This window comes from Thermococcus camini (genome assembly GCF_904067545.1).
Lineage (GTDB): Archaea > Methanobacteriota_B > Thermococci > Thermococcales > Thermococcaceae > Thermococcus > Thermococcus camini.
Window position 1 is genome coordinate 493,856 of sequence record NZ_LR881183.1, and the last position, 21,342, is coordinate 515,197.

19 protein-coding genes and 1 tRNA gene are annotated in these 21,342 nt (G+C 55.9%); 6 read left to right on the forward strand and 14 right to left on the reverse strand.

Annotated elements, in window-relative coordinates; all coding sequences use genetic code 11:
- The first annotated feature begins 622 nt into the window (after positions 1–622).
- On the forward strand, positions 623–1,882 hold the full coding sequence (gdhA, locus tag TIRI35C_RS02635) for a glutamate dehydrogenase (protein WP_188201627.1): 1,260 nt from the start codon (positions 623–625) through the stop codon (positions 1,880–1,882).
- Between the two features lie 15 nt (positions 1,883–1,897).
- On the opposite strand, the gene TIRI35C_RS02640 is transcribed toward gdhA, so the two are convergent.
- Together TIRI35C_RS02640 and TIRI35C_RS02645 are read right to left on the reverse strand one after the other, a co-directional pair.
- The gene (locus TIRI35C_RS02640) at positions 1,898–2,248 is read right to left on the reverse strand and encodes a potassium channel family protein (protein ID WP_188201628.1); all 351 of its coding nucleotides are present in this window, start codon (positions 2,246–2,248) and stop codon (positions 1,898–1,900) included.
- 3 nt (positions 2,249–2,251) lie between these two features.
- The gene (locus TIRI35C_RS02645; protein ID WP_188201629.1) at positions 2,252–3,415 is read right to left on the reverse strand and encodes a hypothetical protein; all 1,164 of its coding nucleotides are present in this window, start codon (positions 3,413–3,415) and stop codon (positions 2,252–2,254) included.
- A 118-nt stretch (positions 3,416–3,533) separates the two neighbouring features.
- Here TIRI35C_RS02645 and psmB point away from each other — a divergent pair, with 118 nt between their 5' ends.
- Genes psmB through rpiA form a run of 5 tightly spaced genes read left to right on the forward strand, consistent with a single transcriptional unit; the run spans position 3,534 to position 8,561 of the window.
- Entirely contained in the window at positions 3,534–4,145 is a 612-nt protein-coding gene (psmB, locus tag TIRI35C_RS02650) for an archaeal proteasome endopeptidase complex subunit beta (protein WP_188201630.1), read from the forward strand.
- Positions 4,146–4,155: 10 nt separating this feature from the next.
- A complete protein-coding gene (locus TIRI35C_RS02655) occupies positions 4,156–6,102 on the forward strand; it encodes a beta-CASP ribonuclease aCPSF1 (RefSeq protein WP_188201631.1) in 1,947 nt (648 codons plus the stop codon).
- Positions 6,103–6,127: 25 nt separating this feature from the next.
- The gene (locus tag TIRI35C_RS02660; RefSeq protein WP_188202967.1) at positions 6,128–7,459 is read left to right on the forward strand and encodes a pyridoxal-phosphate dependent enzyme; all 1,332 of its coding nucleotides are present in this window, start codon (positions 6,128–6,130) and stop codon (positions 7,457–7,459) included.
- Positions 7,460–7,495: 36 nt separating this feature from the next.
- Positions 7,496–7,873 (forward strand): hypothetical protein, encoded by a 378-nt coding sequence (locus tag TIRI35C_RS02665; protein WP_343044033.1) that lies wholly within the window; start codon positions 7,496–7,498, stop codon positions 7,871–7,873.
- 4 nt (positions 7,874–7,877) lie between these two features.
- Positions 7,878–8,561 carry a ribose-5-phosphate isomerase RpiA gene (rpiA, locus tag TIRI35C_RS02670; protein WP_188201632.1) on the forward strand — a complete coding sequence of 228 codons (684 nt, stop codon included), beginning with the start codon at positions 7,878–7,880 and terminating at the stop codon, positions 8,559–8,561.
- Positions 8,562–9,118: 557 nt separating this feature from the next.
- On the opposite strand, the gene TIRI35C_RS02675 is transcribed toward rpiA, so the two are convergent.
- From TIRI35C_RS02675 to TIRI35C_RS02730, 12 genes are all read right to left on the reverse strand, one after another.
- Positions 9,119–9,206, reverse strand: a tRNA-Leu gene (locus TIRI35C_RS02675).
- Between the two features lie 97 nt (positions 9,207–9,303).
- A complete protein-coding gene (gene upp / locus TIRI35C_RS02680) occupies positions 9,304–9,972 on the reverse strand; it encodes a uracil phosphoribosyltransferase (RefSeq protein ID WP_188201633.1) in 669 nt (222 codons plus the stop codon).
- A 69-nt stretch (positions 9,973–10,041) separates the two neighbouring features.
- Positions 10,042–11,475, reverse strand: coding sequence for an MATE family efflux transporter (locus TIRI35C_RS02685; protein WP_188202969.1), 1,434 nt, complete (start codon positions 11,473–11,475; stop codon positions 10,042–10,044).
- Between the two features lie 39 nt (positions 11,476–11,514).
- Complete coding sequence (locus TIRI35C_RS02690) at positions 11,515–12,360, reverse strand: DUF2334 domain-containing protein (RefSeq protein ID WP_246454665.1); 846 nt, start codon at positions 12,358–12,360, stop codon at positions 11,515–11,517.
- A 33-nt stretch (positions 12,361–12,393) separates the two neighbouring features.
- Positions 12,394–13,797 carry an MATE family efflux transporter gene (locus TIRI35C_RS02695; protein WP_188201634.1) on the reverse strand — a complete coding sequence of 468 codons (1,404 nt, stop codon included), beginning with the start codon at positions 13,795–13,797 and terminating at the stop codon, positions 12,394–12,396.
- 56 nt (positions 13,798–13,853) lie between these two features.
- Positions 13,854–14,267 (reverse strand): type II toxin-antitoxin system VapC family toxin, encoded by a 414-nt coding sequence (locus tag TIRI35C_RS02700; protein WP_188201635.1) that lies wholly within the window; start codon positions 14,265–14,267, stop codon positions 13,854–13,856.
- 9 nt (positions 14,268–14,276) lie between these two features.
- Positions 14,277–14,498, reverse strand: a complete 222-nt coding sequence (locus TIRI35C_RS02705) for an AbrB/MazE/SpoVT family DNA-binding domain-containing protein (protein WP_167891646.1) — start codon at positions 14,496–14,498, stop codon at positions 14,277–14,279.
- A 90-nt stretch (positions 14,499–14,588) separates the two neighbouring features.
- Positions 14,589–16,940, reverse strand: a complete 2,352-nt coding sequence (gene ppsA / locus TIRI35C_RS02710; protein WP_188201636.1) for a phosphoenolpyruvate synthase — start codon at positions 16,938–16,940, stop codon at positions 14,589–14,591.
- A 134-nt stretch (positions 16,941–17,074) separates the two neighbouring features.
- Entirely contained in the window at positions 17,075–18,484 is a 1,410-nt protein-coding gene (locus tag TIRI35C_RS02715) for an ArnT family glycosyltransferase (protein WP_188201637.1), read from the reverse strand.
- Positions 18,466–19,587, reverse strand: a complete 1,122-nt coding sequence (locus tag TIRI35C_RS02720; protein ID WP_188201638.1) for a hypothetical protein — start codon at positions 19,585–19,587, stop codon at positions 18,466–18,468. Before TIRI35C_RS02720 ends, TIRI35C_RS02715 begins: the two co-directional genes overlap by 19 nt.
- Positions 19,584–20,588 (reverse strand): hypothetical protein, encoded by a 1,005-nt coding sequence (locus TIRI35C_RS02725; RefSeq protein ID WP_188201639.1) that lies wholly within the window; start codon positions 20,586–20,588, stop codon positions 19,584–19,586. Before TIRI35C_RS02725 ends, TIRI35C_RS02720 begins: the two co-directional genes overlap by 4 nt.
- Positions 20,585–21,250 (reverse strand): phospholipase D-like domain-containing protein, encoded by a 666-nt coding sequence (locus TIRI35C_RS02730; RefSeq protein ID WP_188201640.1) that lies wholly within the window; start codon positions 21,248–21,250, stop codon positions 20,585–20,587. The genes TIRI35C_RS02725 and TIRI35C_RS02730 overlap by 4 nt, the downstream gene beginning before the upstream one ends.
- Positions 21,251–21,342: the final 92 nt, after the last annotated feature.

A 21,342-nucleotide genomic window follows, 5' to 3' on the forward strand; every position in this document is an offset into this window, starting at 1 on the left:
TTCACCCCCGTTCTTAAATGTCCGGATCATGAAACCCCTGTGTATGGCTTTGGGGCATTATGTATAAGGTGAGGCATTCTATAAAAAGCTTTCTGATAGTTTTTTTCGACAAAAGACGATTTACTCAAGCGTTAAACTGTGGCAGTTCCTTTCTCGTCATTTCTTTAATGTGTTGAAAAAACCTTAATTTCGGCTCTGGCATTATGACAATTATGGTGTCCGGATACCACAGAATGACAAATCATTTTCGGTGCATTTCCATCAAGTATTTAACCTTGTGATGCTACCCCTGGGATGGTGCCCGATGATTGGAACAAGAGTGAGCTGATGGGTGATGACCGACTTCTCGCTGAGGGCGCCGCATCCCGGATCGTTCCGAGATCTGGAGGGTTCTGTTTTGGGTTCATTGATGCAGTTTTGTGTTCTCCGATGTATAGAAAATCTTGGATGTACATCCCTCTTTTTGCCCGAAGATTTCGGGAGGGTTTTTCTTTTTGCCGAAAATTTCCGTACATAACTTTTTGTTTGAAATCAACCGTTCTCCTGCCTTCTTTATCGAAAGGTTTATATATGCAAATGCCTAAGAGTACCTCGCAAATTACCGAAACCTGAGGTGGTAAAGATGGTCGAGATTGACCCGTTTGAGATGGCCGTTCAGCAGCTCGAGAGGGCTGCCCAGTTCATGGACATAAGCGAAGAGGCCCTTGAGTGGCTCAAGAAGCCCATGAGGATTGTTGAGGTCTCAGTTCCGCTTGAGATGGACGACGGTTCTGTTAAGGTTTTCACCGGTTTCCGTGTTCAGCACAACTGGGCCCGCGGTCCGACCAAGGGTGGTATAAGGTGGCACCCGGCCGAGACCCTCAGCACCGTTAAGGCCCTCGCCACCTGGATGACCTGGAAGGTCGCCGTCGTTGACCTCCCCTACGGTGGAGGTAAGGGTGGTATCATCGTCAACCCGAAGGAGCTCAGCGAGAGGGAGAAGGAGAGGCTCGCGAGGAACTACATAAGGGCCATCTACGACGTCATCAGCCCGTACACCGACATTCCGGCCCCGGACGTTTACACCAACCCGCAGATCATGGCCTGGATGATGGATGAGTACGAGGTCATCAGCAGGAGGAAGGGCCCGAGCTTCGGTGTCATCACCGGCAAGCCGCCCGGAGTTGGCGGTATCGTCGCCAGGATGGACGCCACCGCCCGCGGTGCCAGCTACACCGTCCGTGAGGCCGCCAAGGCTCTCGGCATGGACCTCAAGGGCAAGACCATCGCCATCCAGGGTTACGGTAACGCCGGCTACTTCATGGCCAAGATCATGAGCGAGGAGTACGGCATGAAGGTCGTCGCCGTCAGCGACAGCAAGGGCGGCATCTACAACCCGGACGGTCTCAACGCCGACGAGATCCTCGAGTGGAAGAAGAAGAACGGCAGCGTCAAGGACTTCCCAGGCGCGACCAACATCACCAACGAGGAGCTCCTCGAGCTCGAGGTCGACGTCCTCGCCCCGAGCGCCATCGAGGGTGTCATCACCAAGGACAACGCCGACAAGATCAAGGCCAAGATCGTCGCCGAGCTCGCCAACGGTCCGACCACCCCGGAGGCCGACGAGATCCTCCACGAGAAGGGCGTCCTCATCATACCGGACTTCCTCTGTAACGCCGGCGGTGTTACCGTCAGCTACTTTGAGTGGGTCCAGAACATCAACGGCTTCTACTGGACCGTCGAGGAGACCAGGAAGAGGCTCGACGACAAGATGACCAAGGCCTTCTGGGACGTCTACAACACCCACAAGGAGAAGAACATCCCGATGAGGGATGCCGCCTACGTCGTCTCAGTCCAGAGGGTCTACGACGCCATGAAGCACCGCGGATGGGTGAAGAAGTGATTTCTTCTCCCTTTTCTATTCGTTTCTTCCGCCCTGCATCCGGTAGAGCCTTGCTATGGCCTGCATCGCCGCGGCCACCATTATGCCCGTGAATATCATCCCCAGTAGGGGCAGGATAAATGCCGTGAGGAACTTTGTTAGGGCCTTCGTTGGGACTATATCCCCGTATCCAACGGTGTAAGCTGAAATAAAGGCGAAGTAGACCCCGTCCCATATGCTCAGGTTTTCCTTTCTGGCTATAAGGACTCCGAGGGCGGTTATTATGAGGAACAGCCCGAGAAGAATGCTCCTTACGTAGTAGAGAACCCTCAAAAATTCGTGAAAAAAGGTGCGGAAGCCCACGAGTTCGAACTCGCTTTCTCCCATGGCTCACACCTTGGCCCAGTACTCCTTCTCCTCGACCATGGCTTTTACCATCTCGTCCTCGTCCTTGAACATCGTCCTCCGCGATGGGTTCTGCATGCCGTAGAACTCCATGAATGGGCTTGGGCGGCGCTCAAACGGGAAGTAGAGGTATATCGCCGCCAGCGTTCTGTATGCCTCGGCCATCTCGCTGATAACGCCGGCGGAAACGCCTTCCGCATAGTGGTAAACCGCTATGGCCTTGCTGACATCGACGAGGTTGAAGTCCCTCTCGACGAGCTGGCGCCTCAGTATGTCTGTGGCCTGCTCTATGTCCCCCCTGTCAAGTTCCTCCACCTGCTCTCCATCCAGGAGGTGTTTGATTCTGATGCGTGTTATTGATGGGTCTCTGTTGACCTGGGCGTCGTATTCAGCAACGACCCACCAGTCGTCCAGGGCGCCGGGATCGAGGACGGTGAAGTGCTCGCTCAGCTTGGTGTAAAAGTCCCTGACGCGGTGGTAGTACTCCTCCTCGTGGCCGGTCATCGGATAGCTGAGGTAGACTAGCGGCTTTTCGGTCTCACGGAATATCAGGTCGAGGAAGACCCCGTAGGGGTGTCTTATGCCGAACTGGAGGATGTAGCGGACCTCGATGCCTTCTTTCTTCAGCTCGTGTATCAGAGTCTTGACGTGGTTTATGGCATCCTCGCGCCACATGACGAGGGTCGTCAGCTTTATGTTCTCGGGATTCTCGCCGAAGCGCTCGAACCACTCCGGGTCGTTGATGATGCGCCTTCTGACCGATAAGACGTCGTCAAGGACTATTATCACGCGGTTCGGCCTCAGAAGCTTCAGATTGCTGGTCGTGAACCCTATAACGCTCCCGCTTCCCCAGCGGAAGAGGCTTGGAGTTGAAACGAGATGGAAGTTTTTGTCACTTTCGTCTATTTCCTTCCTTATTCTATTGAAAGCCTCGTCCCGTATCTCGTTCATCAGATCCTGGTGGCTTATGGCGAAGTCGAGAACGTTCTTCCTCGTTATCTTGACACCCAGCTCCTTTCCGACCTCCCTGATGTAGTCGAAGACGTGGTAGTAGGCGTAGCTCTCCCCGTCGGCGAGCTTCAGCGCCTCGGTTATGTACTCGTCACGCCCGTTGAGGGGCGGCCCGGTTAGGAGTATTATCTCTTTCATTTCACCACCCCGCTGCATCTAAAAGGCCATTTTGGACGAAACCTTTAAATACTATTCCCCTAAAGTGGCGTTGTAGGGGTTCTTCTGTTCTAAAAACATACCAGCAGGGGTGTTGTAATTGACTGAAAAACTAAAGGGAACGACTACGGTCGGCATTGTATGTAAGGACGGCGTAGTCCTGGCAGCGGACAGAAGGGCATCTCTGGGCAACATGGTGCTCTCAGAGAAGGTTACCAAGGTCTTCTGGATAGACAACCACCTTGCCCTTGCCGGTGCGGGGAGCGTCGGCGACATTCTCAGCCTCGTCAGGCTTCTGAGGGCCGAGGCCAAACTCTACCGGGCCAAGGTGGGTAAGGAGATGAGCGTTAAGGCCCTCGCAACCCTGACTTCTAACGTGCTTCACGGGAGCAGGTTCATGCCGTACTTTGGGTGGTTTCTCGTAGCGGGCCACACCGGACAGCCCAGGCTTTATTCGGTGGACATGGCCGGCGGGGTTACCGAAGACAGGTTCACCGCCGCCGGTTCGGGTATGGAGTTCGCCTTCTCGATACTTGAGGCGGAGTTTAAGGAGGAGATGACGCTGGAAGAGGGCGTTAAGCTCGCGCTCAAGGCGATAAAAGCCGCCGCCAGAAGGGACGTTTTTACGGGCGGCGGTGTTACCCTCGTTACCGTTACGGATGAAGGATACAAAGAGTGGAGCGAGGAGGAAATAAAGGGTCTTCTGGAATGAGGTGATACCGGTGATAAGAAGAGAGACCTTCGTCGATGATATACTACGCGATATAAAAGCTGTAATAAGCCAGATGGTTCCACCTGAGGCGAGGATAACCGACGTTGAGTTCGAGGGTCCCGAGCTGGTCATATACGTCAGGAACCCGGAGGCCATAATGCGGGACGGGGAGCTGATAAAGAACCTCGCCAAGGTTCTTAAAAAGCGCATAAGCGTCCGCCCCGACCCGGATGTTCTCCTCCCGCCAGAGAAGGCGGAGGACATGATAAAGGCCCTGGTTCCCGCCGAGGCGGAGATAACCAACATAAGCTTTGACCCATCCGTCGGTGAGGTTATCATAGAAGCCAAGAAGCCAGGTCTGGTTATCGGGAAGAACGGCGAAACCCTTCGCTTAATAACCCAGAAGGTTCACTGGGCGCCGAGGGTCGTCAGAACCCCTCCGCTCCAGAGCCAGACCATCTACTCGATAAGGCAGATACTCCAGGCGGAGGCGAAGGACAGGAGGAAGTTCCTCCGCCAGGCGGGCAGGAACATATACCGCAAGCCGGAGGTCAAGAGTGATTGGATACGCATAACCGGTCTGGGAGGCTTCCGCGAGGTCGGAAGAAGCGCCCTCCTTGTCCAGACCAACGAGAGCTACGTTCTGGTTGACTTCGGTGTCAACATAGCGGCTATGCGCGATCCCAAAAAGGCCTTCCCGCACTTCGAGGCCCCGGAGTTCCGCTACGTCCTCGATGCCGGTCTGCTTGATGCCATCATAATAACCCACGCCCACCTCGACCACAGCGGAATGCTGCCCTACCTCTTCCGCTACAAGCTCTTCGACGGGCCGATATACACGACTCCCCCGACCAGGGATTTGATGGTTCTTCTCCAGCAGGACTTCATCGAGATTCAGAAGATGAACGGTGTCGAGCCGCTCTACAGGCCGAGGGACATCAAAGAGGTCATAAAGCACACGATAACCCTTGACTACGGTGAGGTTCGCGACATCGCACCTGATATGAGGCTTACCCTTCACAACGCCGGCCACATCCTCGGATCGTCCATAGTGCACCTCCACATAGGCAACGGGCTCCACAACATAGCCATAACCGGCGACTTCAAGTTCATCCCGACGAGGCTCTTTGAGCCGGCCGTCAGCAGGTTCCCGCGCCTTGAGACCCTCGTCATGGAGTCCACCTACGGTGGAAGCAACGACTACCAGATGCCCAGGGAGGAGGCGGAGAAGAGGCTCATAGAGGTCATCCACCAGACCATCAGGCGCGGCGGAAAGGTGCTCATTCCGGCCATGGCCGTCGGTAGGGCGCAGGAGATAATGATGGTACTCGAGGAGTACGCCAGGATAGGCGGCCTCGAGGTTCCGATTTACCTGGACGGCATGATATGGGAGGCGACTGCCATACACACCGCCTATCCGGAGTACCTCAGCAGGCACCTGCGCGAGCAGATATTCCACGAGGGCTACAACCCGTTCCTCAATCCGATATTCAAGAGCGTCGCCAACTCACGCGAGAGGCAGGACATCATAGACTCCGGCGAGCCGGCCATAATCATAGCCACCTCGGGCATGCTCGTTGGCGGACCGAGCGTCGAGTACTTCAAGCAGCTCGCCTCAGACCCGAAGAACAGCATAGTCTTCGTGAGCTACCAGGCGGAGGGAACCCTTGGAAGGCAGGTGCAGCGCGGCCTCCGCGAGATACCTCTCGTCGGAGAGGGCGGAAAGACGGAGGTAGTCAACGTTAACATGGAGGTTCACACCATAGACGGCTTCTCCGGTCACGCCGACAGGAGGGAACTCATAAGCTACATAGCCCGCCTGAGACCCAGGCCGGAGCGCGTCATAACTGTCCACGGCGAGGCCCACAAGTGCCTCGACCTCAGCACGAGCATACACAAGAAGTTCGGCCTCTCAACGCGCGCTCCAAACAACCTCGACGCCATAAGGCTCAAGTGAGGGCCCGGATTGAGAAGTGATGAAAATGAAGATCCGCTGTCCCAGCTGCGGGCGCCTCTATTCTTTCCTTATTCCCCCCAGATGCTCCTGCGGGGAGCGTCTGGAGATATCCTACGATTATGAGAAAGTTGACCCGTTCCGGTGGCGGAACCGTGAACCCGGCGTCTGGAGATACCGGGAGCTTCTGCCGGACGTCCCCGAGGTCGTGAGCCTTCGGGAGGGGGGCACGCCCCTCATAAGGGCCAAACTCGGCCGCGAGCTTGGGCTCAACGTCTTCATCAAGGACGAGACCAGGAACCCCACCGGCTCCTTCAGGGACCGTCTCGCGACTGTCGCAGTCTCCCACGGCATGCTCCACGCAGAAAACGGCTTTGTGGTGGCGAGCAATGGGAACGCGGCAGCTTCTCTTGCCGCGTATGCCGCAAGGGCTGGCAGACCTGCCTACACCGTCGTGCCGAAGCTCATCGAGCAGGGCAAGCTCAATCAGATAGTGGCCCTCGGGGCGAAGATTATACGATACGGGGAGAGCGTGGACGAGGGCATAAGCTACGCCGAGGGTCTGGCAGAGGGGAAGGGACTGTACAACGTCACCCCTGAGAGCAACCTCGTCGGTCTGGAGGGGCAGAAAACGCTGGCCTTCGAGCTCTGGGAGGATTTAAAGCCGACGCACGTGATAATCCCCACTGGGAGCGGCAGCAACCTCTACAGCATCTATAAAGGCTTCGTGGAGCTCATCGAGGTGGGTGCGGTTGAGGAGATGCCGAAACTGATCGCCGTTCAGGCCGAGAAGTGCTCCCCCATAGCGAGCGAGGTCCTCGGGACAGAACCGAAGGCCGAGCCGACCAAGGCGCTGGCCCTGTATGTGAAGAGCCCCGTCATGAAGGAGCTGGCTTTGGAGGCCATACACGCCAGTGGGGGAACGGCGGTTCTCGTCGGCGAGGACGAGCTTGACCTGGGACAGCGGCTCCTTGCAGGAGAGGGGATATTCGCGGAGTACGCCTCTTCGGTTATCGTCCCGGCGCTCCTCAAACTGGCGGAGGAGAATTATTTCGAGCGTGACGACAGGATAGCCCTCATAGTGACAAGTTCGGGCCTCAAGGGGCATTACTCCGAGAGCAGGGAGAAATTCACCGTCGGTGGAACCAAGCTCGAAATATTGCGGTTGCTGAGCGGGAGGAGCATGTACGGCTATGAGATATGGGAGGCACTGGAGAAGCCGCTCAAGTACCAGGCTGTTTACCAGCACCTGCGCGAGCTCGAGAGCATGGGGCTTATCGAGGAGACCCACAGAAGGGGGAGGCGGGTCTATTACGGGCTGACGGAGAGGGGCAGGAGGTTCCTTGAGACCATGGGGTAGAAAGGTTTTAAAGTCCCTTTTAAAAGCTAGTCGTAGGTGAAGAATGTGAAACTGGCTATCGAGCATAAATTTTCACTCACGGTTTATCTATGGGGGATCATAACAGGGATAATCAGTGGAGTGGCCGCGGCTAAGATACAGTACGGGTGGCTCATAGGCCTAGCCCTGTACTTCGTCATCGACAGGTTCGTGCTCGCGGTTATCAAGGGACTGCCGCCCGAGATACCCGCGGAGCGGGCAGTGCTTAAGAAGGCCTTCTGGGGCTGGTTTCTCTTCTGGCTCTACTTCACAATGCTCAGCTATTCACTCATGATCAGCTTTACCCCGCAGTGCTACTCCAATCAGAGCCTGCTGTACAAGATGGTGGTGAACGGAAACGCCACCGTGACCTGTAACCTGACTTCCGTGGGGTGATTGTATGGAGGAACTCAAAAGGTCCGTCGCGAGGGAGGCGTTGAAGTTCATCGAGGACGACATGATAGTCGGCCTCGGCACCGGCTCGACCACGGCCTACTTCATCGAGTACCTCGGCAAGCTCATCATGGAGGAGGAGCTTGAGGACGTCTACGGCGTCCCGACTTCGTATCAGGCGAGGCTCCTGGCCCTCGAGAACGGCGTTCCGGTAGTCGGCCTGGATGAGGTCGATGCAATTGATATAGCCATCGATGGCGCTGACGAGGTTGACCCCCACCTGAACCTCATAAAGGGCCGCGGTGCCGCTTTGGCCATGGAGAAGATAATCGAGTACCGGGCAGGAACTTTCCTCGTCCTCGTTGACGAGAGCAAGCTGGTCGAGAGGCTCGGCCAGAAGATGCCCGTTCCCATCGAGGTGATTCCGGCCGCATGGCGCGCCATAGCCGAGGAGATAGAGGTCTTCAACGCAACGGCGGAGCTGAGGATGGCGAGCAAGAAGGACGGACCGGTCGTTACCGACAACGGCAACTTCATCCTTGACGCCAGGTTCCACCGCATAGACGACCCGCTCGACCTTGAGATAGAGCTCAACAACATCCCCGGTGTGGTCGAGAACGGCATCTTCGCGGACATAGCCGATATAGTCCTCGTTGGCACCAAGGGCGGCGTCAAGAGGCTCGAGCGCTGAGGTTTTTCTTTTCCAACTCTTGCTTGGTGGTTTTCCCTATAATGAATCCGTTCTTCCCACAAGGGCAAAGAGTCGGTCTCCAAAAGCAAGTGAATGAAAAACCCACTCATAAAAGGAGCACATTCCAAAAGTGCACTAACCTTCCGTCATCCGTTAAGGACGCTTGAACGATAGTGAAAGCGGCGCTGAAGCTTTTGGGAAAAGCTTCATCAAGGAAACTTTTCTGGAGAAAAGTTTCGTCAAAGTTCGTGATTCCTTTCAAAAATGTAACTTGGAGAACGTTTGCACTCTCAAACGGCCCCCTAATCGGAAATTCCCTCTCCAAGGCATCAAAACAAGAGGTTAACTCTAAAAGCGCTCCGAAGGAGTGCGGAAGAGTGTAAACCTCAACACGATTACCCAATTAAAAGGAATTCCAACCCAAAGAGTTTGGCTTGAAAGGCAAACACTCCCGAGAAGACAACTCAAACAGGAATCACCGACCTTGATCAAACTCAACGGGACTGTCGTCCCGTGCGTTGAAGCTTCGCTTCAACGTCGCGAAGGCGAAGTTTGTGTGGTGCGGGGGCGGGGATTTGAACCCCGGAACCCCTACGGGAGTGGATCTTGAGTCCACCGCCTTTGACCAGGCTCGGCAACCCCCGCTCACGAGGGCCAAGGAAAATAACCAACCTCTGATTTATAAACTTAACTAAACTCTGCCCCGTTAGGGCTTTGGGTGAAAAAGAATATGTAAAGGGCGTTAGAGTTTTATCGGCGCACCAAAGGCCCTATCGCCGGCATCGCCGAGGCCTGGGAGTATGTAACCCATCTCGTTCAGCTCCCGGTCTATCGCGGCCACGAATATCTCAACATCCGGGTGGGCTTCCTTTATTCTGCTTATTCCTTCCGGCGCTGCCAGAACACCAACTATGACGTAGCGCTTGGCATCCCCGTACTTCTTGACCTCGTCGAGAACCTTGATGAGGGTTGAGCCAGTCGCTATCATGGGGTCGGCTATGATAACCGTGTCGTCCGGCTTTACCTGGGGCACCTTAACGTACTTCATCTCTATCTCGAACTTGGGAGCCTTGCCGCGGGAGGCGGATACGATGCCGACCCTGGAGTGGTCGAGAACCTTGATGAGGCCTTCCATGAGCGGTATTGCTGCACGGAGAACCGTGATTATGATGACGTTGCGCCTGTCCTTTATCAGCGTCCCATCGGTTTCTTCGAGGGGAGTCTTTATGGGGACCTTCTCGACTTCCATGGTCTTCGTCAGCTCGTAGGCCATGTAGCGGCCGAGCTTAACGAGGCCCTTCCTGAAGGCTATCGGCCCGGTTCTCTCGTCCCTCAGCTCTGTCAGTATTTCCATGATGAAGGGGCTGTCCTCAAAGGAGTAAACACCTTCCCAGCGTTCGTCCCTCTTCATGTTCCCACCAGAGAGCCTTCGGCGCTGGGTTTATTAGACTTCCGCCTGCCAATTTTTGCCAATGGTGTATCACTTTTTTGACTCCTCCCCGATAATGCGCCTCATCCAGGTGCCGCGCAGGAACCAGGCGAGAGCCACTATTGCCGCTATGAGGTTGCTCATTCCCATGCCGAAGAACACACCCCTGCTCGTGAAGTCGAAGAGCTCCGCGAGAGGTATCGTGATTCCCAGGACTGTGATAGCCCCTATGTAGCCGAAGGCATAGCTGAGGGGAATCCTCAGTCCCCAGAGGCGGAATATTCCAAGGGCCATGCTCTTCTTGGTATGGCCTGCGGAGCTGAAGGTTCTGTTCACGACTATGAAGATACCGTTGAAGAAGGGCACGGAAATCAGGAAGTACTTGAGAACCACCTCGCTTTCCCTTATGACCGCCGGATCGTTCAGGAAGAAGCGGAATATCTCGACGCGGAAGAGTCCGATGACGGCTATGGCAAGGCTGGCTATCGCGAAGTTTATGACCATCGTTCTCTCCGCTATCTTCTTTGCCCTCCCGTAGTTCTCCGCCCCGACGTTCTGGGCTATCATGGTTCCCATCGCCATACTTATACCCCTCGATATGCCGGTCAGGAAGTTCACGAGGCGGGTGGTTATGGTGTAGGCCGCGTAGGTGACGTCGCCGAAGCCGAAGATTATCCTAGTGAGTATAACGAAGCCGAAGCTGTTGGCAGACTGGCCTACGCTCGAGGGCAGGCCCACGCGGAAGAGCTTTCCGTAAAATTCGAAGTCTGGCTTGAGGCTCTCAAGGCTCAGGCTTATCCCGACGCGATCCGTGAAGAGGAGGTAGAGTCCAATGGCCGCTCCCACGACGTTGGCTATAACCGTCGCCAGCGCCGCCCCGGCCACTCCAAGCTCCGGAAAGCCCAGCCAGCCGAAGATGAAGAGGGGGTCTAGGATTATGTTTATCATCACTGTGAGGAGCGTTATCTTGACGGGTGTCTTTGTGTCACCTGCGGCCCTCATGAGGGCACCAAAGGCCATGAACGCAAAGGAGAACGGCAGTCCAAGGAAGACTATGGTGGCGTAGGTCAGGGAGTATGGATAGACGTTCTCGCTCACGCGCATAAAGTGGAGGGCGTAGGGGAGGATCAGTAGAGCCGTCACGGCCGTCGCGACCGAGAAGAACGTCATGAGTGAGTAGAGTGCGCCCGCGGAGCGGTTTGCCTTCTCGTACTCCTCTGCGCCTATGTACTGCCCCACGAAGGCAAAGCCCGCCGTCGTGAAGCCCATCCCGAGGGCCATCAACGTTCCTATTATCGGCCAGACCGTTCCAGGCGCTGACAGGGCTTCCCTCCCAAGCCTGCCCAGCCAGAAGGTGTCCGTTATGTTGTACACCACCTGGACCAGGTTGTTTACTATGAGCGGGCCCGCGAGTATTAGGAGGGTTCTCTCTATAGGGCCGTTCAGTATTTGCTCCCTCATTCTCTGGATTTTCTCGCCCTTCATCTTCACTCAGACCGCAATCGAAACGCTGCTATAAAAGGTTTATGATTTCTGGCCACAGATTATCCTTAAAAACGCCCTCAGGAAGTCAAGTCCGCCCCCATAGTTGACCACTCCGGGATGAACCGACAGGTAGAAAGGAATCCCATCCTCAGAGGCCTTCCTGTAGTCATGGAGGGCGACGGACAGTCTGCCGGCCACCTGGTCTTCGCCTATGTACCACGTGTACTCACGGTTCCATATCCTCTTCTTGATCCCGTTCGGGAGTATAAGCCAGTTGGGCATGACGACGGTGAGGTTGTGCTCCAGAACGGCCCGGAGGGATTCGTTGTTGAGCGCCCACGCGGGCGGGAGGAAAAGGGTGAGGTTGCTGAACCCGAGGGAGCTCATCAGGGCGGTGGCGTTGTCGAGCTTCTCGTTCGCGGTCTCGTAGGAGCAGTTAAACTCGTGGTAGGTGTGCCCGTAGCCGTGGAGCTCCACCCGGTAGCCCCTCCGCTGAAGTTCATGGAGATAGTTCACAAAATCTGGGTGGTTCCGGAGGCTCCACTCGTCCCCGTAGTGGGTGGTGTCAAAGACCGGAATCACGAAAAGAACGGTTCTGTTGGAGCAGTTGTACTCATCGAGAACCGCTATAATCTGTCTGATGTCGTCGAAGTAGTACGGGGTGACGTCGTGGACGAGGATTAATGGCCTCTCATTTGGGGTTTTCCGTTCCTCTCTTCCGGCCGTGATTCCCGGGGCGCTCTCGTTTTGGTCTGTGCGGTGGAAAAACCCTCCGTCTCGGGGTGGGGTATACGGAGCGTCACGGGTGACGCTCCCGGCTACAACCGCCAGGATGGTCAGTGTGATGAGCATGAGTGCGAGGTGCCTGGTCCCCAAGGGGTTCACCGGGTGATACTCTGCATCCGAATGATAAAAAGTTTACTGTTCCTGGGAGTGGTCCTCCTCTATGATGCGGCTCATCCAGCTCCCGGTCATGAACCAGGCGAGAGCAACAACCGCGCCGAGAACGTTGCTCAGACCCATCCCGAGCCACATTCCGGCGGTGTCCTTCACAAGGATTCCGAGGCCGTAGCTGAGGGGAAGCCTCAGCCCCCAGAGGCGGAGCATGCTGAGGAGCATGCTCTTCTTGGTGTGGCCGGAGCTCTGGAAGACGTTGTTTACCGCGGAGAAAATTCCGAAGAAAGGCAGCGATGCGGAGAAATACTTAACGACCTTAGCGCTCTCGGCTATTATCGCCGGGTCGTTGATGAAAAAGCTGAATATCTCCACACGGAAGAAGGCGAAGAGCAGCGTCCCGACGCTCAGGATGGCAAAGTTTATTGCCATCGTCTTCTCGGCTATGGTCTTGGCCCTCTCGTAGAGCTTTGCCCCAACGGTCTGACCGACCATCGTTCCCATCGCCATGCTCATGCCGTCCGAGAAGGCGAACATGAAGTTGGTCAGCCTGTTGGTTATGGAGTAGGTCGCGAAGGCCACATCGGCCTCGCCGAACTGACCGCCCAGGGTGAAGATTATCCTCGTGAGTATGACGAAGCCGAGGGCTGTGGTTGACGAACCAACGCTTGAGGGTATACCAACGCGGAAGATGCGCTTGTAGAATGGCCAGTCTGGCCTCAGGCCTTCCACCGTGAGGTGTATCCCGACCTTCCCCCTGAAGAGGAGGTATCCGCCGACGAGCGAGCCGAGGCTGTTGGAGAACATCGTGGCTACCGCGGCACCGACGACTCCAAGTTCCGGAAACGGCCCCCAGCCGAATATCAGGAAGGGGTCCAGGATCAGATTGAGAAGCACGGTGGCTATGTTTATCTTAACCGGTGTTTTGGTGTCGCCTATAGCCCTCAAGAGGAAGTTGAAGGCGAAGAGAGTGAAGGAAAACGGTATCCCGGCGAAGATGACGCGGGTGTAGTTGAGTGCGTAGGGATAGACGGTGTCACTAACGTTCATGAACCCGAGGAGGTACGGGGCGGAGAGGACACCGAATATTCCAACCCCGAGGGCAAAGAACATCATAAGAGAGTAGAGCGCCCCCGCGGCCCTGTTCGCTTTTTCATACTCCCTTGCACCGACGTACTGGCTGACGAAGGCGAAGCCTGCCGTTGCAAAGCCCATCCCTATGGCCATGAAGAACCACACCAGGGGCCACGCCGTCCCCGGTGCCGCCAGCTCCTCCCTTCCGAGCTTTCCAAGCCAGAACGTGTCGGTGAGGTTGTAAAGAACCTGAACGAGCTGGTTTACGATTAGAGGATAGGCTAGCACGATGAGGGTCTTGGCTATGGGCCCGCTGATGATCTGCTCCCGCATCGCCTCTACTTCACGCCTCATTGAGATGACTGTCGAAACGTTGGTATAAAAAGTTTATTGTGGATAAAAGAGCCATTTCACGGCAAGACTTTGACATCGAGGTGTACAAAGTGTCTGTCGAAGGTATATATCTCCTCCAATCCTAGCTCTTTCATCTTCAGGTATGCAAGGGCGTCATTTACGCTTATCCTTTTTTCGGACGCTATTATATTGGCTTTTAAATATTCCTCAGGAGTAACTGCTAAAACCTTGACGTTTTGGGCGGTTAGCAGTTCTTCTACGAACTCAATTGCGGTGGTTAAATTTACCTTCGCCTTGATGATGTTAGCGACCTCGCTTAAATGAACAACGGTAGTGACGACTTTTTCACCTTTTTCTATTCTCCTCAAAATCTCCTGTGCCTTCTTTTTTCTTTCTATGACTTCATCTGGAATACCGGGCCTTGGTCTAATCAGGGCATACAAGAAAACGTTGGCATCTATGAACCTCATAATGACACCTCAGTAAAGGCTTTCCAGTAGTTCCTTTTCCAGGTCGGTTCCTTTTATTTCCGCGTCTATTATATCGAAGAATCTAGAGAGTCTTGGTCTCTTTCGGGGGATTATCTCGATCTTGTCCTCAAGCTCGATAACTATTACTTCATTTCCCCACCTCTCACGCCAGGATTTTGGTATGACGAGTCTTCCCTGGGGATCAATTCTTTTAACTTCCACAACAGCCATTGAACCACCATTAAAGAGTCCTAACTGGAATTAATAAGCTTTTAGGTACAGTACACCATGAGGAAAACGGAATAGAAAAGAGAAGAAAGCTCACTCGCGGAGGGCCTTCCTGGCGGCCTCGAGCCTGAGCCTGGCCTCTTCCCTGGCGACGGTCTTCCTGACGAGCTCGACGGCGTCCGGGTTGGCGCTGACGCTGTCGATGCCGAGCCTGACTAGGAGCTTGACCATCCTCGGGTCGCTGCCGGCCTGGCCGCAGATGCTGGTCTCGACGCCGTACTTCTTGCAGGTCTTGATGACGTTCTCGATGAGCTTGAGCACTGCCGGGTGCTTCTCGTCGTAGAGCTTGAAGACCCTCTCATTGTCCCTGTCGATGGCGAGGGTGTACTGGGTGAGGTCGTTGGTACCGAAGCTGACGAAGTCAAGGCCCTCCTTAATGAGGTCCTCGATGATGAGGGCACTCGCTGGAGTCTCGATCATGACACCCCACTCGACGTCCTTGTGCGGAACGAGGCCGACCTCAAGGGCGATCTCCTTGGCCTTCCTGACCTGCTCGGGGTGGCTGACGAGCGGGAGCATGACGCCGATGTTGTCGTAGCCCTCGTCAACGAGCCTCTTGATGGCCTTGAACTCGGCCCTGAGGAGCTCCGGCTGGTCGAGACCGCGCCTGATTCCTCTCCAGCCGAGCATCGGGTTCCTCTCGTCGGGCTCCTCCTCTCCGCCCGGAAGCTCGCGGAACTCGTTGGTCGGGGCGTCGAGGGTCCTGTACCAGACGCGCCTCGGGTAGAAGGCCTCGACGACGGTCCTGATTCCCTCGACGAGCTTCTCGACGAGCTCCTCCTCCTTGCCCTCCCTGATGAACTTGATCGGGTGGGCGCCTATGCCGAGGATCATGTGCTCAGCCCTGAGGAGACCGACACCGTCGGCGCCGGTGGCTGCAGCGCGCTCGGCAACCTCGGGCATGGAGACGTTGACCTTGACCTCGGTGGCGGTGACGAGCGGGGCACCGGCAACTACGACCTTGCCCTCGGCCTTCTCTTCCTCCTCCTTCTTGACGAGGCTCTTGACTATGCCCTCGTAGACGACACCCCTGGTACCGTCGACGGTGACGAGCATACCGTCCTTGAGGAGCTTGGTGGCCTCCTTGGTACCGACGACGGCCGGGATGCCGAGCTCCCTACTAACGATGGCAGCGTGGCAGGTCCTTCCGCCCTCGTCGGTAACGATAGCGGCAGCCCTCTTCATGGCCGGAACCATGTCCGGGTTGGTCATGGTGGTGACGAGGACGTCGCCCTCCTTGACCTTGTCGATCTCGCTCGCCTCGAATATGACGACAACCTTACCGGCACCAACGCCGGGTGAAGCTCCAAGACCCTTGAGAAGGACGTTCATCTCCTCGGTCATCTCAGCCTCCTCCGTCTTAACCTCATCCTTAAGGGTGGTGATCGGCCTGGACTGGACGATGTAGAGCTTGCCGTCGTCCTTGTCGTAGGCCCACTCGATGTCCTGCGGCCAGCCGTAGTGCTCCTCGATCTTGGCACCGATCTTGGCGACCTCGATGATCTGCTCCTCGGTGAGAACCTGCTTCTCAACCCACTCGGGGCCGAGGTGGTCGGCGACCTTGACGTAAACGGTGCCCTTGCCGGTCTCCGGGTTGCGGACGACCATGACTTCCTTCTTAGCGATGTACTTCTCCTTTATCTTCCAGGTGCCCTTCTCGACGATGTACTCGTCCGGGGAAACGCTGCCGCTGACGACGGCCTCACCGAGGCCCCAGGCGGCGTTGATCATAATCTCGCTCCTGTCGTTGGTGACCGGGTTGGCGGTGAACATGACACCGCTGGTCTCGCTGTTGACCATCTTCTGGACGACGGCGCTGAGGTAGACCTTGCTGTGGTCGAAGCCCTGCTTGGCCCGGTAGAAGGTAGCCCTGGCAGTCCAGAGGCTGGCCCAGCACTTCTTGACCTTGTCTATGACGTCATCAACGCCGTAGACGTCGAGGTAGGTCTCCTGCTGGCCGGCGAAGGAAGCCTCTGGGAGGTCCTCGGCGGTAGCGGAGCTCCTAACGGCAACGTAAACGGCGTCCTTGTTGTACCTTGCGCTGAGCTTCTTGTAAGCGTCCTCAATCTCCTTGGCTATCTCCGGGAGCATCGGGAGTTCGATTATCTTCTGCCTGATCTTGGCGGTGTTCTCCTGGAGCTGCTTGCTGTCATCGACGTTGGTCTCGGCGATGACGCCCATAATCCAGTCCTGGAGAACGGTACCGTCCTCAAGCTTAACGTTCTCGACGAAGTACTTGTAGGCCTCGGCGGTAACACAGAATCCGGGCGGGACGGGTATTCCCGCGTTGGTCATTTCTCCGAGGTTGGCACCCTTTCCACCGACGAGGGGAACGTCGGTCTTCCTGAGGTCCTCAAACCATCTTATAAACTTGTATTCGCTCATGCGAATCCCTCCACAATCGTTTACTGCGGGTGATATATCGAAGGCCCATATTTAAAATTAACTATCCAGAGGTGTTCTCCAGCGTACAGGAATGAAAGGGAAAGCTAATGTGTCCATTGGCGCTTTAAGGTACCCTAATTCTCCTTTTTGACGTATATCTTGAACTTTCCGTCGTAGAACTCTACTGCCAGGTTGTAATTTCCGCTCTCCTCGATGTTTAGATGGTCCGTTGGCTCCTTCAGTATGATGGTGTCGTAGTACCCCTGCGAGATTTTGTCTCGGACGCTCTTCCTGTCGAGCAGCATCTCCACGGCGGCGTGGGGGTAGTAGAAGCCCGCCACCGTGTACATACTGGGTGAGACGAGGATTCTTTCGCCTCCATAGGCTGTCACGGCGTGACCTACGACCTCGGATTCGTGTCTCCCGAATTCGTTCCACGTCTCCTTCAGTCCCCCCGCCCTGGCCGCTATTGACACCGTTAGTATCAGCGCCAGGATGAGAACGATAAGGGCCGTGTGACCTGCCCCGATTCTTCTTCCTGTTCTCTCGGAGACTGCCGTGATGATATCCCCGGCCAGCCACACTCCCTCCGCTGCAAGTATCCCAATCGCCGGTGAGAGGAATGTTATGAAGCGCGTCTCCTTGTGGGTGACCGTCAGTATTCCTATGAGTCCTACGAAAAGCCAGCTTATGAGCAGCCAGCCCTCATCATCCTTTTTGAGCCTGATGAAGCCCAGAACGGCGAGTACCGGGAGCAGAAGGCCAACGTCCTCGCGGAGCAGGTGCAGGTAGTCCGACACCGAAACGGGCCTGTCAAGCGTCACCACCCTCGATGCCACGCTAAACGGCCTGAAGGGACCGCCGTAGTGAAGGTGGCCCATGTAAAACCAGGGGGCGAGGGTGAGGCCGAGGAGGATGAAGCCGAGCCAGTACTCCCCCTTTTTGACCCATCCCCAGTGGTCTGTGAGCCACAGATACGCTATAAATACCCCGAGTATGGAGAGCCCGGTGTAGCGTGTTAGGATGGCGAGGCCCGCGGATACGAAGGACAGGTATATCCTGTATGGAATGCCTCTCTTTCTGCCCGTGTAGAGCAGATAGACCGCCAGGGTGTAGAAGAATGTAAACTCGCTGTGCACGAGCTCCCGAGTTGCCATGGTGAACGCCAGGGGGTTGAAGATGTAGAACAGACTCGCGACGATGCCTTTGAGGGGGTTCCCGAACATCTCCACAGTGAGCAGGTAGGTCAGCACTGCGGTTAATGCAAAAAACAGCATCGAGACTGTCCGGGCAACGGTGAGCTGTGCGTATGGCTCATGGATGAAGTGGTATGGAAGCGAGAGGGTGTACGGGTAAAGCGGCGGCCGGTACATCATGTAGATCCCCTGGTAGGTGAAGTCCGTGATGTCCTCCGCGAGGTTCCTTGCGATGTCTATGTAGAGCGCGCCGTCGTATGTTATGGTGTTTGACGGGGGCATCGTCGGCAGGCTGACGCACAGGGCCAGGAGGAATGGAATCAGGAATATCAGTGACTTCTTTTCCATACGTCCACCTCCACTGACAGGTACGCCAGGAAAGCCATGGCTGAGAGGAAGAATGCGTCCACCCCTATGGGAACCATCAGGGTCATGAGGGTCACCGACAGGACCGCGGTGGGTCTTCTCCTCTCCGCGTCCGCGAGTGCCATCCCAAGGAAGGCCCCCTCAACCAGTCCAAGGATCCCGAAATCGTAGGCGGGCTGGCCGAAAATCGTGTATGTGTACCCGACGTTCCGTCCAAAAAGGGAGCCGACATAGCCCTTGGGATCGGTTGAGAACAGTATCCCCCTCTTCCCCCAGGGCATTCCTAGGTGAAGGAGCCTTTCGTAAACCGTGTACGTCACCCCGGGTCTGTATAGAAGGGTCTCAAAGAATCCCAGGCTCCATCCAGGATACGTCTGAACGGTGGTGTAGTATCTTATCACAAACACCGCAAGGAGGGTTATGAGCACGGCCCCGATTATGAAGTAGCGCCTCCTCTTCTGGATGCCCGTCGTTGGATTTCCCAGCTGCACCATCCGCAGGAAGTAGGCCAATGCCACCGCCAGTCCCACCGTTCGGAAGGTCGAGACTATCGCTATCGCCTCCCCCAGGAGGAACATCCTGAAGTCCGGCTTCAGGGACAGCACCACAACCGTGAAATAACCCGCTGCCAGGTAGAACAGCCTGAAAACGGAGTACCTTGCCTCCGGTCTGAGAACGGGCACGGCCCCCACGGCTATGGGTATTGCGAAAAGCACGAGCACGGTGATGGTTAAGATGATCCGGAGCTCCCTGCGGGCGTTCTCGGGGTTACTCTCAATGCCGCGCGCTTCGTAGTGTATAATCACCTCCGTGGCTCCGATTATGGCCAGTGCCAGGATGAGGCCCCACCATCCGAGGGGGAACAGGACGACAACCAGCACCGCCAGGTAGAGCTTGGTCTTGTAACTATCATCCAGCTTTCCGCTTAGGCGATACGAAACCGCGATGACCCCGAGAAACGCCAGCGCGTATGCCAGGGGCGCCGTCCCAGGCCCAGGCAGGAGGTCTGAGTACACGGTTTTTGAAATCAGGGCAGTGATGAGGTAAAGGATTGCCGACGCCCAGAAGACAGTACTGAGCCTCATGACCCAATCCCACCGGGCTTCCCCTTGGCGCCTCTCCACCCTGTGATGATTATGTACGCCCCGAGGCCGAAGAGAAGGTACACCGGGAGGTCGAGTATCCCGGTCTCGACACCGATGATACCGTAGGCCAGGGTTGAGTAGTAGAGGGTCATTGTAACAGGATGAACCGCCCTCCCGATCATCCCGTAGTAAACGCCGAGCAGGAATCCCTCGATGACCGCGAACACTCCAAAGTCCAGGTACATTCCGCCGAGAAGGGTGGGAGTTATGGTGACGCCCGTGTGTATGTAGAGGAACTTAGCCACAAGTCCCCTGGGCGAATATCCACCCGCAAGGTATGATTTTATTCCCGACCACTGGAGGTAGCCGTGGTAGAGGCCGTTCCACCCTGCCCTCCACACTATTATATCCAGTACTGAGGTGGAACTCTGAACCCTGATCCACAGGCTCTCCAGTGTCTCGCCCCTGAGGAAAGTTATCCCGAGTCCAAGGATGACGAGGGCCGCTACTGCCGCGGCAATGTGGTAGGGTTTGATCTTTCCCTCTTTCCTCATCCCATCGTAGTACGCGGCGCCGAGGGCTATAACGCTGACGAGGACGGGGGTTCTGTAGGCGTAGAGCGCAACCGCAACGGGATACACCAGAGCGTATCTCCTCCCCCTCAGGAACAGGTATACGCTGGAGGGCACGCCTAGGAAATAAGTCAGTGCGGTGAGCCTGGGGTTGAGGCTGGTCCTCACGGCAGGGTGGAGCAGCGGGACGCTGCGGAGCATCAGAATCTGCAGCCCTATTATCGCTATCGAGATCCAGAACGCCCATACTATGTACCTCTCATCGATATCCAGCCCCCGGTCGTCCCATCCTATCTCTGCTCCCCTGTAAATCCCTAGAATTATTGAAACTGCAAACGCCACACCCATCGCCATCGTCTTCGGCTCTGCCAGGCCGAGGGATATGAATCCGATGAACAGCAGGGGGATGAGAAGGGGCAGTCCCTTCATCCAGTCCTCACCTCAATGATCTTCAGGGGCAGGTTTCTCTCCTCCGAGTTCACGTAGAGCGTTCCGTAGAGGTACACCCTGTAGTCGCCAAGGTACTCCCTGAGAAACTCTATCGGCACCATGTTGGTGCTTATAACCGCCCCGTTGCCGCTCACCTGGTTTATCGTGACGGAGCCGTATGAGAGGTAGTCAGCCCGGTACTTGAGCATCCCGAGCTGTATTGGACTTATCTCTCCCTCTATGTAGATTATGCCGCTGAACCTCTCGGAGTAGGCGTCAACGGTTATGTTATCGATTATGCCGTTCAGCTCTCCCAGCCGGGGGGGAAGCTCGTAGACGTAGACCTTTCCGTGGTAGTCAACCTTTATGAGCCTGGCCCTGAGGTCCTCCTTCGTGGCACTTGGACCTCCCACGCTCAACACATTCCCATTGGATACGATGTTTATAGTCGATCCCCTAACGCTCAGAAGTGTTCCGGCAACAGTCTCCCCTTCAACGGTCTCCACGGTTATCGTTACGTTGAACCCCTTTGTCAGGAGTCCGAAGGCATGGTTGGCGGCCTCGTATATTTCGCCGCCCTGATAGTGCTGTGTGTAGTAGTTGAGGGCCAATCCGAGGATCGCCACGATCACAACAGCGGCCAAAACCTTCTCTCTGTTCATACGTTCTCACCACGCTACCCGCTAAATTCATGTGCTGTTCTGCCCGGTTTTATATGTTTTGGTGGATTTCACATCCTTCATTGGTGCGGTAT